Origin of the sequence: Microbispora sp. NBC_01389, from assembly GCF_045040095.1 — a bacterium.
Taxonomy (GTDB): domain Bacteria; phylum Actinomycetota; class Actinomycetes; order Streptosporangiales; family Streptosporangiaceae; genus Microbispora.
Genome location: NZ_CP109552.1, coordinates 6,466,986 through 6,480,000, shown reverse-complemented (window position 1 = coordinate 6,480,000; position 13,015 = coordinate 6,466,986). Strand labels below are relative to the sequence as shown.

Here is a 13,015-nt window from a genome sequence, read left to right as displayed (position 1 = left end):
GGACCGAACCCACCAGGGTTGAAAACCTGGGGGATGACCTGTGTGTAGGGGTGAAAGGCCAATCAAACTCCGTGATAGCTGGTTCTCCCCGAAATGCATTTAGGTGCAGCGTTACGTGGTGCTTGCCGGAGGTAGGGCTCTGGTTGGCTGATGGGCCCGACAAGGTTACTGACGTCAGCCAAACTTCGAATGCCGGTAAGTGGAGCGTGGCAGTGAGACTGCGGGGGATAAGCTCCGTGGTCGAGAGGGAAACAGCCCAGATCACCGACTAAGGCCCCTAAGCGTGTGCTAAGTGGGAAAGGATGTGGAGTCGCAGTGACAACCAGGAGGTTGGCTTAGAAGCAGCCACCCTTGAAAGAGTGCGTAATAGCTCACTGGTCAAGTGATTCTGCGCCGACAATGTAGCGGGGCTCAAGTACACCGCCGAAGTCGTGGCACTGTCAGCGTTTGCTGGTGGTGGGTAGGGGAGCGTCGTGCGAGCCGGTGAAGCTGCCGAGTGATCGTGTGGTGGAGGTCGTACGAGTGAGAATGCAGGCATGAGTAGCGAGTCAGAAGTGAGAATCTTCTGCGCCGAATGACCAAGGGTTCCTGGGGCAGGTTCGTCCGCCCAGGGTAAGTCGGGACCTAAGGCGAGGCCGACAGGCGTAGTCGATGGACAACGGGTTGATATTCCCGTACCCGCTGTGATGCGCCCATATCGAATCCGGGGATACTAAGGGTCCTTAAGCCGGTTGGCTCTTCGGAGCCGGCGTCAGGGTGAACGCCTGGCCTGATCTGGTAGTAGGTAAGCGATGGGGTGACGCAGGAAGGTAGCCCAGCCCGGGCGGTGGTTGTCCCGGGGTAAGCATGTAGGGAGAGAGATAGGCAAATCCGTCTCTCATTAATCCTGAGGTGTGATGCCGAGCCGATTGTGGCGAAGTGGGTGATCCTATGCTGCCGAGAAAAGCCTCTAGTGAGTGTCGTAGCGGCCCGTACCCTAAACCGACTCAGGTGGTCAGGTAGAGAATACCAAGGCGGTCGGGTGAACTGTGGTTAAGGAACTCGGCAAATTGCCCCCGTAACTTCGGGAGAAGGGGGACCTTTACTGGTGATGGAACTTGCTTCTTGAGCTGGTGGGGGTCGCAGTGGCCAGGGGGAAGCGACTGTTTACTAAAAACACAGGTCCGTGCGAAGTCGTAAGACGATGTATACGGACTGACGCCTGCCCGGTGCCGGAACGTTAAGGGGACCGCTTAGCACCTTTTGGGGTGCGAAGGTGAGAACTTAAGCGCCGGTAAACGGCGGTGGTAACTATAACCATCCTAAGGTAGCGAAATTCCTTGTCGGGTAAGTTCCGACCTGCACGAATGGCGTAACGACTTCCCCGCTGTCTCAACCACAGGCCCGGTGAAATTGCAGTACGAGTAAAGATGCTCGTTTCGCGCAGCAGGACGGAAAGACCCCGGGACCTTCACTACAGCTTGACATTGGCGTTTGGAGCGTCTTGTGTAGGATAGGTGGGAGACTGTGAAGCGGTGACGCTAGTTATCGTGGAGTCATTGGTGAAATACCACTCTGGTCGTTTTGGACGTCTAACCCGCGCCCGTGTATCCGGGTGGGGGACAGTGTCTGGTGGGTAGTTTAACTGGGGCGGTTGCCTCCTAAAAGGTAACGGAGGCGCCCAAAGGTTCCCTCAGCCTGGTTGGCAATCAGGTGTCGAGTGTAAGTGCACAAGGGAGCTTGACTGTGAGACTGACGGGTCGAGCAGGAGCGAAAGCTGGGACTAGTGATCCGGCATCGGCGTGTGGAAGCGGTGTCGCTCAACGGCTAAAAGGTACCCCGGGGATAACAGGCTGATCTTCCCCAAGAGTCCATATCGACGGGATGGTTTGGCACCTCGATGTCGGCTCGTCGCATCCTGGGGCTGGAGTAGGTCCCAAGGGTTGGGCTGTTCGCCCATTAAAGCGGTACGCGAGCTGGGTTTAGAACGTCGCGAGACAGTTCGGTCCCTATCCGCTGCGCGCGCAGGAGACTTGCGAGGGGCTGTCCCTAGTACGAGAGGACCGGGACGGACGAACCTCTGGTGTGCCAGTTGTTCCGCCAGGAGCACGGCTGGTTGGCTACGTTCGGTAGGGATAACCGCTGAAAGCATCTAAGCGGGAAGCTCGCCTCAAGATGAGGTCTCCCACCACGAGAGTGGGTAAGGCCCCCTATAGACGATGGGGTTGATAGGCCGGAAGTGGAAGCGTAGTAATGCGTGGAGCTGACCGGTACTAATAGGCCGAGGACTTGACCATATTATGCTCGCGTTCACTATGTGATCTCAGAGACAGCAACCGGTACACACCTTTCGGGTGTGTGGTGTGGTTGTGTGTTTCATGGGGTTACGGCGGTTATAGCGGTGGGGAAACACCCGGTTACATTCCGAACCCGGAAGTTAAGCCCGCCAGCGCCGATGGTACTGCACCGGGGACGGTGTGGGAGAGTAGGACGCCGCCGGACAATCTTTTGAGGGGGGCCATCCCGTTGGGATGGCCCCCTTTTTTGTTTCCCGAACTCGGATCCTCACCAGCCGAGATCATCCCGGATGAGGAAAGCCCCTGGCGGGGCTCACCCGGTGGCACCGGCGCGCTAGGCTGACAGGTGCCGGGCCACCCACCACGCGGTGGCCTTCGTCGCGTAGAACGAGAACCCAAGGCTGCGGCGGAACGCGGTCTCAGCGGAGTCGCGACAGACATGACGTCTTCCCTGGAACTCCTCGGGTACAGGACGAAGCCCCAGAAGTCAGTCAGGACACAAGGGAAGACAGGAGCCCTGCGGCCGGCGAACCGGACGCGGTGAGCAAGCAACAGAGGACAGAAGTGAACAGAGAAGACGGGCGCGACGGCGCGGGCCGTGGCGGAGACAACCGCGAAGAGAACAAAGACGGGGCGGAGCGCACCGGAGGTTTCCGCGGCGACAGGGGAAGCGGAGGGTCCGGTGGCCGCTCCGCGGAGCGGCGAGAAGGCTTCCGCAACGACCGCAACGACCGTGAGGGTCGCACCGACCGAACTGACCGCGGAGAGCGCGGCGCCCGCGGCGACCGCCCGTTCCGTTCAGACAGGCAGGGATACCGCCCCCAGGACAGGCCGTCCGGTGGGCGGTTCGAGTCGCGTGGCCGGGATGACCGGGCTGGTGGTTCCTCCGGTGACCGCGACAGGAGCGGCGGCTACCGCGACCGAGACGACAGAAACGACCGCGATCGTCGCCCCTCCAGCACCGGCGCTGGAGGCCGTGGCACAGACCGCGGCGGCTACCGCGATCGCGATGGCGGCCGTGGTTTCGGGCGCGACCGGGCAGGGCAGGGCGGAGAGGACACTCGCCGGACCGAGGGCTCCGAGGGGCGTCAGGGCGGCCGTGCCTACCAGGACCGGGACTCCTTCGGTGCGGACCGGCCGAGACGCCCGTACGGCGATCGTGGCGACGCCCGAGGCGGGTACGGCGCCCGGGAGCGTGACGAACGGGGCGGCCGGCCGTTCCGCTCGGATGACCGCGGCAGCAGGCCTTACGGAGAACGCCGTCCCGACCAGCGCGCGGGTGGGGGTTACCAGGACCGTCCGCAGCGTCAGGGCGGTGGAGGTTACCAGGACCGTCCGCAGCGTCAGGGCGGTGGAGGTCACCAGGACCGTCCCCGGCATGAGGGTGGCGGGGGTTACCAGGACCGTCCGCAGCGTCAGGGCGGTGGGGGTTACCAGGACCGTCCGCAGCGTCAGGGCGGTGGGGGTTACCAGGACCGTCCGCAGCGTCAGGGCGGTGGCTTCGGGGGACGCTACGGCTTCCGCGATCGTGACTCCTCCGAGAACCGGGACAACCGTGGAGACCGCCCGTTCGCACCTCGCCGCGATCGCGACGAGCGGGGCGGATACGACGCCCGGCCGCCGCGCCGTTCCGACCAGGAGCGCGACAACAGTCGCCAGGAGGGTCGCCGGGACAGCAGTCAGGAGAGCCGTCAGGGCGGGCGCGAGGACAGAGGCGCGGGCGGCTACCAGCGGCCGGATGGGCCTCGGCGTCCCTACGGGGATGACCGCCCTCGACGTCCGTACGGCGATGACCGCCCCCGGCGCTCTTTCGGGGACCGGGGCGACGCCGGCGGCCAGGATGGGCCGAGGCGTCCGTACGGGAGCCGGCCGGATGGCGGCGACGAGCCCCGGTACCGCGACCGCGACTCCTTCGGCGACCGGCCGCGCCGCTCGGCGGACGACAGGAACACGGGGTCCTTCAGGGATCGCGACGACAGGCGCCCCGGCCGTGACCGTGAGGAGGGCGGTCGGACGTTCCGCGGACGCGGACCGGGCTCCGCCTCCGGATCCTCAGGCGATCGGGCGCGGCCTCCGTTCCGAGGCGAGCGGAGCGGCCCCCGCCCCTTCAGCAGGGACCGTGACGAGTCGCGGCCGTCCGGCGGCGATCGGGGCGGCGCGCGGCCGTTCAGCCGGGACGACAGGGACGACCAGGGCGGCAGCCGCTCCCGGTATGGCCGGCCGGAGGATGCGAGGGAGAACACGACGCATGAGCAGCTCCCCGCGCTGGACCCGGACATCACGCCTGACGAACTCGACCGGGAGGCACGCGCGGAGCTCGGCTCACTGCCGAACGACCTGGCGGACCTCGTGGCCAGTCACCTCGTCGCGGCTGCCCGGGCGCTGAGCGCGGAGGAGCCCGAGAAGGCGTACGAGCACGCCAAGGTGGCCCGCCGGTTCGCGGGCAGGATCGGGATCGTCCGCGAGGCGACGGGGATCGCCGCCTACCACGCGGGGCAGTACGCCGAGGCGCTCGGTGACCTGCGCGCCGCACGGCGGATGACCGGATCCGACGAATATCTGCCGATCATGGCCGACTGTGAGCGGGGTCTCGGGCGACCGGAGCGGGCGCTGGACCTCGTTCGCTCCAGTGAGGCCGAACGGCTGGACCGCGCGGGCAGGATCGAACTCGCGATCGTGGAGTCGGGAGCGCGCCGCGACCTCGGCCAGCACGACGCCGCCGTGATCACGCTGCAGCGTGTTCCGGAGTTGCGCGACCCGCAGCCGAAGCCGTGGTCGGCCCGGCTGGCCTTCGCCTACGCCGACGCCCTCGCGGAGGCCGGGCACGAGCAGGCGGCTACCGACTGGTTCGCCCGCGCGATGGGCTTCGACGAGGACGGCGAGACCGACGCGGCCGAGCGGTACGCGGAGCTGACCGGGGGACTCATCGAGGACCTAGAGGAGGACTACGACGAGTCCGAGTCCGAGTCCGAGTCCGAGTCCGAGTCCGAGTCCGACGAGTCCGACGAGTCCGACGAGTCCGACGAGTCCGACGAGTCCGAGTCTGACGACTCTGCGTCCGGCGAGTACGGCGGTCTCGCTGAGGGCGAGGAGATCCAGGAGGCGGTCAAGGACGAGGACGACGAGGCGAGCGTTCCGGAGAACCTCGCCGACGAGGACGTTCCGGACGACGATCTCGCCGCGGACGACTCGGAGAAGGACGACCTCGCGGAGCGGGACCGCGCGACGGACGATCTCGTAAGCGGCGATTTCGTGGGCGATGACCGGCATGACGCCGATCTTCCCGGCGACGGCGCTTCTTCCGCGGCAGCCCCGACGGCCCCCGCGGCGGCCGGAACGACCACGGAGGAGGCCGCAACCGCGAGTGAGGCGTCCGTACCGGCAGCCGGGCAGGGGCAGGGCGTGCAGGGCGGAGCGGCGCCGGGCGAGCCGTCCGCGGCGAAGGACGGCAAGGGCGAGGTGTCCGCCTTCGGCCCCGCCTTCATCGAGCCCGACTTCGGGGACGTGCTCGACGACCCGGAGGACTCGGGAGAGCACGGCAAGCGCTGATCGCCCGTACGAAGGGCGTCGTCGCCGGGGTCCGGCCCCGGGCGGCGGCGCCCTTCGCGCGCTCGGCCGCTCATCGCTCAGTCGCTCATCGCTCAGTCGCTCACCGTGCCGGGCGGTCCAGCCAGTGGATGATTCCCGCCACGTTCGAGGCCGCCTCGCTCAGCAACTCGAACCGCTCGGCGGTGGCGTCGTCGCCGCGGAGCGCGGCGTACCGCTCCCGCGTCCGTTCGCGCACCATCGCCACGGCGTGGTCGAACTCCATGCCCTCGGCATGGGCGCGCCTGGTCAGATCCACCCAGACGCGCAGTTCCTCGGCCGATCTCTCCAGAATCGACGGAACGTCCCCTACGGGGCCGTAGTGACTGAACAGCAGTCGCTGCGGCGTGAGGGCGGCGAACAACGCGATTGAGCCGAGGGCGACGTCGAGGTCGAAATCCGGCGGAGGTGTGGCGGGCCGCAGGTCTCCGGTCTCGGGCAGGTACACGCCCGCGGCGTCACCCACGTAGAGGTCGCCGGTGAGCGAGTCGAGCAGGCCGACATGGTGTTTCGCGTGGCCGGGAGAGTAGTGGCTGGACAGGGTGCGGCCGCCGCCGAGGTCGATCGTGCCGGTGTCGCCCAGCGCCCTGATGCGCGCCGCGTCCGTGGGCGTCAGGGCGCCGAACAGCACGTCGAGCTTGTCGCCCCACACCATCCTGGCGCTCGCCATCAGCCGGGACGGGTCGGCGAGATGGCGGGCACCCTTCTCGTGTACGACGATCTCGGCCGAGGGATAGTAGGCCGCGATGTCCCCCACGCCACCGGCGTGGTCGAGGTGGATGTGCGTCACGACGACGGTCGCGAGGTCGTCCGGCCCGACCCCGAGGGAGGACAGCGCGTCCCTGACCACCGGAGCCGAGGTCGACGTGCCCGTCTCGACCAGGCAGGGCCGGTCGCCGAGGATCAGGTAACCCGCCGTGATGCCCGAATAGCCGGCCATGCGGGTGTCGATCTCGTACACCTCGCCGCCGAGCGGAGTGACGTTGTCCACAGCTACCCCTGGAACTAGAACCGATATTCACAGAACGGCGTTCAGGTCCTCAAGGACCCAGCCTAGTCACGCACAGTGATCCCTGACAGAGAGGAGATCACATGCACCGCAACGAGGTGGTCCTGGCCGGACGGCTGTCCATGGAGCCGGCGCACCGGGAACTGCCGAGCGGGGCCCTGCTGACCCAATGGCGGCTCGCGGTCCGCAGGCCGGGTGGCAGGCCGGGCTTCCAGCGCTCCGACGCGATCGAATGCGCGACGTTCGACGACGGAGTGCGGGGCTCCGTGCTGGGCTGGCAGCTCGATGATCTGGTCGAGGTGGAAGGCGCCCTGCGCCGCCGCTGGTGGCGTGGCGGCAGCCGCCACGAGATCGAGGTCCGGACGGCACGCCGCCTCCAGCAGGCGCCCCCGCGGAGCAGGTCCCGTACGGGCAGGGCCCGCGCCGAGGCCGAGGCCCGCGATCCTGGCACGGGCGTCGAGCCTGACGGTCCCATCGCTGGGACCGGAGCGCCCGGCCCCGAGCCGGTGGACGGCGATGGGATCAGTCGGCGGCGAAACTCCGCATGACCAGTCCCGTCCGGGGCTTGGGGCCGAACGAGGTCGACTTGCGTGGCACGCGTTCGCCCTGCGCCGCGACCGTGAGCACGTCATCGGTGGCCAGCGGCTTGAGCAGCACCGCAGTGCCGCCGAGACGGCGGGCCTTCTCGACGGCGGCGAGCGGGTCGTGGTGAACGACCATCACCGACTGCTCACTGTCGGTGATCCCCCACACCTTCGGCAGGAGGAACATCGTGAGCACCGAGGTGTCGAGCGTCCGCCACCGCGCGGAGTGCTCGGCCGGCATGGCGTGCTCGACCTGCAACGGGTCCGGGTCCGTCAGGAGATGGGCGGGGCCCTCGCCGGCGAGCACGAAGGCGGGCCCGGCCGCCCTGGTGAGCGCTGCCAGGGCGTCCTCGACGGAGGCGAACTCGTGGACCTGCCACGCGCCCTTGGCCCGTGCGGCCGCCTCCTGCAGGGGCAGCCCCGGAACAACCCGGTGGATGGCCTGCAGATCGGGCGGATACACCGTGGAGTCGACCAGGTAGGCCAGGCCGTAGTCCCAGGGGCCGGGCCCGAGGTGATCCTTCCGCAGGGCCTCGTACGTCGCGTAACGGTGATGCCCGTCGGCGATCAGCGCCTGGCGCTCGCGCAGGTCCTCGGCGACGGCCTCGATCTCGTTCGGGTCGGTCACCGCCCACAGACGGTGGTGCACGCCCTCACCCGTCCGGACGTCCATGGACGGGAAGCGCTGGGTCGCCACGTCGTCGACCAGCCGGGAGGCGGTGCCGCCACCCTCGTAGAGAAGGAAGATCGGCTCCAGGTTGGCCTGGGTCGCCCGCATCAGCGCGAGGCGGTCGGCGACCGGCTCGGGCAGCACGTTCTCGTGCGGGAGGACGGCCGTCGACCCGACGCCCACCGCCCCGATCAGGCCCCGCTGCAGGAAGCCGACGCCGCTCTGCTCGTACACGTACAGGCCGGGCAGGGTGTCGACCGTCAGCACTCCGTCGGCCAGCCAGGCGGTCAGCGCCGCGCTCGCCTCGCCGTAGTGGCTGACTCCGGGAAGGATCAGCCGCACCACGTTGTTGGGATGACGACCGAGCAGTTCCCGCAGTTCCTCAGGGGAGATGAGATCGTACGGAGGCGAGGTGACAGCGGCCGGGTCGTCCACCGCGTAACGGACGCCGTGGAACGGACGCAGCACCAGTCCCGCCCGTTCAGAACTCTCCATACCGGGCATGTTGCCATAAGGCCCGGACTCCTCGACGCTGCGGTGCCCGGTTCATACGAAACGGAGTGCAGGAAGGCTTACCCGATGATCGAAGGACGAAACGAGTCCTATGCTTCTTCGAATGATCCGGGCGGTGCGCCTTCAGGTGGCGTCTACGAGTGGTTCAGGCGTGGCATGAAACTGCTCGAAGAGGGGAGCCCGGCCGCCGCGGCGGCCATTCTGGAGCACGCCGCCCAGGCCGAGCCCGGCTCGCGCAGCATCCGCGAGGCGCTCGCCAGGGCCCAGTTCAACTCCCGCAGGTACGACGAGGCGGCCGGGAGCTTCCGCTGGATCGTCGACGCCAACCCGACGGAGGACTACGCCTACTTCGGTCTCGGCATGGCGCTGTGGCGCAGCGGTGACATCGAGGCGGCGCATGAGCCGCTCGCGATGGCGGTCGCGATGCGGCCTCTGCGCCACTACGTCTCGGCGCTCAAGCAGGTCCGGGCCACCCTGCGGGCGAGGCGGGCATGACGATGAGCACCTCTTCCTCCGCGTCTTCCCCCGCGTCACAGGCGCCCGGCGCGCTCGTCGACGCCTACGACACGCTCCTGCTCGACCTCGACGGCGTCGTCTACCTCGGCAGGCACGCGGTCCCCGGTGCGCCGGAGGCGTTGCGCAGGGCCCGGGACCTCGGCGTACGGCTCGCGTACGTGACGAACAACGCGTCGCGCACGCCCGGCGCCATCGCCCAGCACCTGAGCCATCTGGGCGCTCCCGCGACCGCGGCGGACGTGGTGACGTCCGCGCAGGCGGCCGCCCGGCTGGTGGCGGAGCACGTGCCGGCGGGCGCGGCCGTCCTGGTCGTCGGCGGGATGGGCCTGCGAATGGCGCTGCGCGAGCACGGGCTGCGCCCGGTGACGACGGCCCTCGACGAGCCCGCCGCCGTGGTGCAGGGCTTCGCCGACAACCTGTCCTACGGGTTGCTGGCGGAGGGAGCGCTCGCCGTCGGCCGGGGAGCCTGGTTCGTCGCGGCCAACCGCGACACCACCATGCCCACGGACAGGGGCACGCTTCCCGGCAACGGCTCGCTGAGCCGGGTGATCGCCACCGCCACCGGCGTCGAACCCGCCGTGGCGGGCAAGCCGGAGCCGCCGCTGCACCGCGAGTCCATGATCCGGACCCGGGCGGAGCGGCCGCTCGTCGTGGGCGACCGGCTCGACACCGACATCGAGGGCGCGAACCGGGCCGGCGTCGACAGCCTGCTCGTGCTCACCGGCGTCGCCGGTCCTCTCGACGTGCTGACCGCCGCGCCCCACCACCGTCCGACGCACATCGCGGCCGACCTGTCGGGGCTGCACCGGCCCGCGGCCGGCGTGCGGCGCGGAACGGCCGGGTGGACCTGCGGTGGCTGGACGGCCGCGTGGGAGGACGGCGAGCTCGCGCTCACCGGAGGGGGCGACTCCGTCGACGGCCTCCGGGCGGCGTGCGCCGCCACCTGGGAGGCGGTGGGCGACGGGCAGGCGGACGAGGACGCCGTGAAGGCGGCGCTGACGGCACTCGGCCGGTGACCCCGGAAGGTCCCGTACGAGAAGGCTGAGCCGGCCCGGCCACGTTCCGGATGCCGCCAGGGCCGGCCCGGATGCGGTTAGTCCGGAAAGCGCTGGGTCAGGGAAAGGACTGCCGGGGAGCGTCAGAGGAGCTTGCGGAGACGGAGAAGGTCGCCGAGGCTGGCATCGATCTTGACGCGGCCGCCGAAAAGCGCACGGCCCATGTCGAGTTCGCCGTTCACCATGGAGATCAGGTCCGCGCTCTTCAGGGTGAGCTTGACCTCGGCGGGCCTGCCGTCCTCCGGCGGCACCTCTTTGAAGGGGTCGAGCCCGGTGCGGTGGATGCGGCCGAAGAAGGTCACGCCGAGGTCGGAGATGTGGCAGGCGAGCCTGCGTTCGACGACGTGTTTGGCGCGGTCCTCCCGGCTTATGCCGTCGAACTGCTCGACGAGCTTGTCCAGCGCCGCCCGGCATTCCTCGACGGTCGCCATGCGCCTGCCTTTCTCCTCACGGTCCGTGTTCCCGGTGGGCCGCGCGCGGCCCACGGGTCGCTGATGCGATTCGCCCTACCACCGACAGTAGGCCTTTCACCGGCCGCCCGCGCGGAATCGAGGCCGAGTCGCCCGCCGGCGGCACCGCGAGGTCCCCGTCGAACGGCCGGATGCGGCGCGATCGCCGGTGGCGTCCGATAGCGTCGGGACGACCCGGCAGCCGCAGGCGGCGGTCACGGGCAGCCGACCGGAGCAGGAAGGGACCATGACCGACAGCGATATCGCGCCGGGGGAGCCACCCGCGTCGGGCGCCGACGGCGTGCGGGCCGCGTTGTCGCCGCTCGGGGAGCTGGCGCAGACGCCGGTGTCCGGGCACGTGGGAGTCTTCGAACGGGTTCTCACCGGCCTTGAGACGGTGCTCGCGTCCGTCGAGGACTCCGGCGGAGAATCCGGCGGGGAGCACTCCGGCGTGGAGAGCCCCGGTGGACGGCCGGCGGAGACCGGGTGAAGCGCGTCCGGCTGGACAGCGAACTCGTGCGCCGCGGGCTCGCCCGGTCCCGTGAGCAGGCGGCGCAGCTCATCGAGGCGGGCCGGGTGAGTGTCAGCGGCCGCGTCGCGGGCAAGGCGGCCACCCAGGTGGACACTGCCGCGCCCATCGTCGTGGCCGAGACGCCGGAGGGCCCGGACTACGTGTCCAGGGGGGCGCACAAGCTGCTCGGCGCGCTGAGCGCCTTCGCGGGCCTGAGCGCCGAGGGGCGCCGGTGCCTCGACGCCGGTGCCTCGACCGGTGGGTTCACCGACGTGCTGCTCAGGAACGGCGCCGCGCACGTTCTCGCGGTCGACGTGGGGTACGGCCAGCTCGCCTGGTCGCTCCGGACCGATCCGAGGGTGACGGTGATGGAGCGGGTCAACGTCCGGGATCTGACCCCGGAGATGGTCGGGGAGCCCCCGACGCTGGTCGTCGGAGACCTGTCCTTCATCTCCCTTCGCCTGGTCCTGCCCGCGCTGACGGCGTGCGCGGCCGGGGTGGCGGACTTCGCGATGCTGGTCAAACCCCAGTTCGAGGTGGGCAAGGACCGCGTGGGCGCGGGCGGCGTCGTACGCGACCCCGCTCTGCGCGCGGAGGCGGTGCGGGACGTCGCGGTCAGCGCCCGGTCGCTGGGCCTGACCGTCAAGGGAGTGACGGCGAGCCCGCTGCCCGGGCCGTCGGGCAACGTGGAATACCTGTTGTGGCTGGGGAAGGGACCGGGGCACGACCCGGTCCCCGACCTGGACGCGGCCATCGGCGCGGCGGTCGCGGAGGGGCCTCAGTGAGCGCGGGCGGCGAGAGCGGTCACGGGCCGGGGATCGGTCGCGGGCGGCGAGGCGTGGAGACGACGAGCACGGTGAGCGGCACAGCAGGCGGCACGGTGAGCGGCACAGGCGGTACGGGAGGCGTGGTGGACGACCGGGCGGACGCCAAGAGGACCGTCCTGGTCACGGCGCACACGGGCCGGGAGGCGGCGGTGCGCAGCGCCCAGTTGGTCATGGAACGGCTGATCGCGGCGGGCGTCAACGTCCGGGTGCTGGACGACGAGGCCGAGGAGCTCGGGTGCGCACTGGCCGAGGTGGTCCCCGAGAACGGGGCCGCGTCGCAGGAGGCCGAGCTGATCATCGTCCTGGGCGGTGACGGCACGCTGCTGCGGGCCGCGGAACTGGCCCGTCCGGCGGGGGTGCCGCTGCTGGGGGTGAACCTCGGCCATGTGGGCTTCCTCGCGGAGGCCGAGATGGAGGACCTCGCGTCCGTGGTGGACCGGGTGGCCGAGGGGAGCTACGAGGTCGAGGAGCGCATGACGATCGAGGTCGTCGTGCGGCTGAACGGCTCGGTGCTCGCGCGGACCTGGGCGCTCAACGAGGCGTCGGTGGAGAAGAAGGACCGCATGCTGGAGGTCGTCGCGGAGATCGACGGCCGGCCGCTGTCCCGGTGGGGCTGCGACGGCGTCATCTGCGCGACGCCGACGGGCTCGACGGCGTACGCGTTCTCGGCGGGCGGCCCGGTCGTCTGGCCCGAGGTCGAGGCGCTGCTGCTGGTGCCCAACAGCGCCCACGCGCTGTTCGCCCGGCCGATGGTGGTGTCGCCGAGATCCACGCTCGCGGTGGAGATCCTGCCCGACACCAGCGCCGGGGTGCTGTGGTGCGACGGCCGCCGCCGCTTCGACGTGCCGCCGGGCGCCAGGGTGGAGGTCCGCAAGGGGGAGGTGCCCGTACGGCTCGCCCGGCTCCTCGGTGTGGAGACCACCGGCGCGCCCTTCACCGACCGCCTGGTCGCGAAGTTCGACCTGCCCGTTCAGGGCTGGCGTGGCCGGGTGCGCTCCGGCTGACCCCGGGCCGGCGACC

At 69.6% G+C, this 13,015-nt stretch carries 11 protein-coding genes and 2 rRNA genes (1 of these 13 running past the window's edge); 9 read left to right on the top strand and 4 right to left on the bottom strand.

Annotated features, from left to right (window positions below):
- Positions 1–2,276: ribosomal RNA gene (locus OG344_RS28595) — 23S ribosomal RNA — on the top strand (it extends 831 nt beyond the left edge of the window).
- Positions 2,277–2,364: 88 nt separating this feature from the next.
- Positions 2,365–2,481: ribosomal RNA gene (gene rrf, locus OG344_RS28590) — 5S ribosomal RNA — on the top strand.
- A gap of 593 nt (positions 2,482–3,074) precedes the next feature.
- On the opposite strand, the gene OG344_RS28585 is transcribed toward rrf, so the two are convergent.
- Positions 3,075–3,638, bottom strand: a complete 564-nt coding sequence (locus OG344_RS28585) for a hypothetical protein (protein ID WP_405085737.1) — start codon at positions 3,636–3,638, stop codon at positions 3,075–3,077.
- A 987-nt stretch (positions 3,639–4,625) separates the two neighbouring features.
- Here OG344_RS28585 and OG344_RS28580 point away from each other — a divergent pair.
- Positions 4,626–5,825, top strand: coding sequence for a hypothetical protein (locus tag OG344_RS28580; protein ID WP_405085736.1), 1,200 nt, complete (start codon positions 4,626–4,628; stop codon positions 5,823–5,825).
- Positions 5,826–5,925: 100 nt separating this feature from the next.
- Here OG344_RS28580 and OG344_RS28575 read toward each other — a convergent pair whose 3' ends face one another.
- A complete protein-coding gene (locus tag OG344_RS28575) occupies positions 5,926–6,852 on the bottom strand; it encodes an MBL fold metallo-hydrolase (RefSeq protein WP_327046343.1) in 927 nt (308 codons plus the stop codon).
- 101 nt (positions 6,853–6,953) lie between these two features.
- Here OG344_RS28575 and OG344_RS28570 point away from each other — a divergent pair, with 101 nt between their 5' ends.
- Positions 6,954–7,418, top strand: coding sequence for a single-stranded DNA-binding protein (locus OG344_RS28570; RefSeq protein ID WP_405085735.1), 465 nt, complete (start codon positions 6,954–6,956; stop codon positions 7,416–7,418).
- Here the strand turns inward: OG344_RS28570 and OG344_RS28565 are convergent.
- Positions 7,393–8,619 carry a DUF1015 family protein gene (locus OG344_RS28565; RefSeq protein WP_405085734.1) on the bottom strand — a complete coding sequence of 409 codons (1,227 nt, stop codon included), beginning with the start codon at positions 8,617–8,619 and terminating at the stop codon, positions 7,393–7,395. The genes OG344_RS28570 and OG344_RS28565 overlap by 26 nt on opposite strands.
- 174 nt (positions 8,620–8,793) lie before the next feature.
- Here OG344_RS28565 and OG344_RS28560 point away from each other — a divergent pair, with 174 nt between their 5' ends.
- Positions 8,794–9,132 (top strand): tetratricopeptide repeat protein, encoded by a 339-nt coding sequence (locus tag OG344_RS28560; protein WP_327046340.1) that lies wholly within the window; start codon positions 8,794–8,796, stop codon positions 9,130–9,132.
- A 2-nt stretch (positions 9,133–9,134) separates the two neighbouring features.
- Positions 9,135–10,169 carry an HAD-IIA family hydrolase gene (locus OG344_RS28555; protein WP_405085733.1) on the top strand — a complete coding sequence of 345 codons (1,035 nt, stop codon included), beginning with the start codon at positions 9,135–9,137 and terminating at the stop codon, positions 10,167–10,169.
- A 122-nt stretch (positions 10,170–10,291) separates the two neighbouring features.
- Here the strand turns inward: OG344_RS28555 and OG344_RS28550 are convergent, their stop codons facing one another.
- Positions 10,292–10,639, bottom strand: coding sequence for an SCP2 sterol-binding domain-containing protein (locus tag OG344_RS28550; RefSeq protein WP_405085732.1), 348 nt, complete (start codon positions 10,637–10,639; stop codon positions 10,292–10,294).
- 265 nt (positions 10,640–10,904) lie between these two features.
- Between OG344_RS28550 and OG344_RS28545 the strand changes: the two genes are divergently transcribed.
- From OG344_RS28545 to OG344_RS28535, 3 genes are all read left to right on the top strand, one after another.
- Complete coding sequence (locus OG344_RS28545) at positions 10,905–11,147, top strand: hypothetical protein (protein ID WP_405085731.1); 243 nt, start codon at positions 10,905–10,907, stop codon at positions 11,145–11,147.
- Entirely contained in the window at positions 11,144–11,953 is an 810-nt protein-coding gene (locus tag OG344_RS28540) for a TlyA family RNA methyltransferase (protein WP_327046336.1), read from the top strand. Before OG344_RS28545 ends, OG344_RS28540 begins: the two co-directional genes overlap by 4 nt.
- A 125-nt stretch (positions 11,954–12,078) precedes the next feature.
- Positions 12,079–12,999 (top strand): NAD kinase, encoded by a 921-nt coding sequence (locus tag OG344_RS28535; protein ID WP_327049622.1) that lies wholly within the window; start codon positions 12,079–12,081, stop codon positions 12,997–12,999.
- Positions 13,000–13,015 lie beyond the last annotated feature (16 nt).

Coding starts and splice junctions, on each gene's coding strand:
- OG344_RS28550 (WP_405085732.1), bottom strand. CDS start 10,639: ATGGCGACCGTCGAGGAATGCCGGGCGGCGCTGGACAAGCTCGTCGAG.
- OG344_RS28560 (WP_327046340.1), top strand. CDS start 8,794: ATGAAACTGCTCGAAGAGGGGAGCCCGGCCGCCGCGGCGGCCATTCTG.
- OG344_RS28565 (WP_405085734.1), bottom strand. CDS start 8,619: ATGGAGAGTTCTGAACGGGCGGGACTGGTGCTGCGTCCGTTCCACGGC.
- OG344_RS28555 (WP_405085733.1), top strand. CDS start 9,135: ATGAGCACCTCTTCCTCCGCGTCTTCCCCCGCGTCACAGGCGCCCGGC.
- OG344_RS28545 (WP_405085731.1), top strand. CDS start 10,905: ATGACCGACAGCGATATCGCGCCGGGGGAGCCACCCGCGTCGGGCGCC.
- OG344_RS28570 (WP_405085735.1), top strand. CDS start 6,954: ATGCACCGCAACGAGGTGGTCCTGGCCGGACGGCTGTCCATGGAGCCG.